Below are 942 nucleotides of genomic sequence, written 5' to 3'. Positions count from 1 at the left end.
AGCATCGCCGCCCACGCATCGAGGAGAGCCTGCGCGGAAGCCTCCGTCAGCAACCGCTCGGGCCAGGAAAGCGTGAGGGTCAACTCAGGACCGTCCGCCCGTTCCTGGACCGCGCCCAGCACCTCCAGCGCATGCATCACCGGGAACGTCCCGGTCGCCTCATCGCCCCCGGGCCCGGCCTCACCGGTGGGCGTCCACTCCGGGAGCACATCGCTGTCCATGGAACCGGCGGACGATGCGGCGGGGACACGGCCGAGGTAGTTGAACCCGATCTGGGCCGAGGGCAGCTCCGCCATGGCGACCCCGGTCTCGGGGTTGAGGTAGCGCAGCATGCCGTAACCGAGCCCGTCACCGGGCACAGCCCGCACCTGCTCCTTCACCCGCTTCAACACCTGCCCGGCCGCCGAACCACCGGCACGCAGATCGGCCGGGTCAAAACCACCCGCCGCCAGCCGCACCGGGTGCGCACTGGTGAACCACCCCACCGTGCGCGACAGGTCCACACCCTCGCTCAGCGGGACACGGCCATGTCCCTCCACGTCCACCAGGAACCCGTCAGCAGCCTGGTCCTGGTTCCTGCTCCGGGCCCACTCCGCGACGGCAGCCGCCAACCCCGCCAACAGCACATCATCAACACCCGCATGGAACACGGCAGGAACACCCGTCAACAGGGCCGACGTCACCCCGGACGGCACCGACACCGACACCCGACGCACCGACGCCTCAACATCACGAACCGGATCCACCGGCCCATCCGTCAACAGTGGACCAGCACCCTCCAACAGGGCCTGCCACTCCGGCAGCTCCGCAACACGCTCCGCACCCACCGCCCGCGCCGACAACTCACGCGCCCAATGCCGGAACGACGTCGACACCGGGTTCAGCGCTGCTCGCCGTCCCGCCGCCAACTCCTTGTAAGCGGAGGTCAGATCGGGCAGCAGC

Annotated in this window: 1 protein-coding gene; it reads right to left on the bottom strand. The window is 69.7% G+C overall.

Annotation, left to right across the window (positions count from 1 at the left end; genetic code table 11):
* Positions 1-908: condensation domain-containing protein (locus ACYVOO_RS18735; protein ID WP_461016779.1), on the bottom strand; the 908-nt coding region annotated here is incomplete at its 3' end.
* Between the last annotated feature and the right edge of the window lie 34 nt (positions 909-942).

Source organism: Streptomyces daliensis (assembly GCF_054782395.1).
Note: the sequence above shows the minus strand (reverse complement) of the source record. Positions and strands in the feature narration are given on the sequence as shown.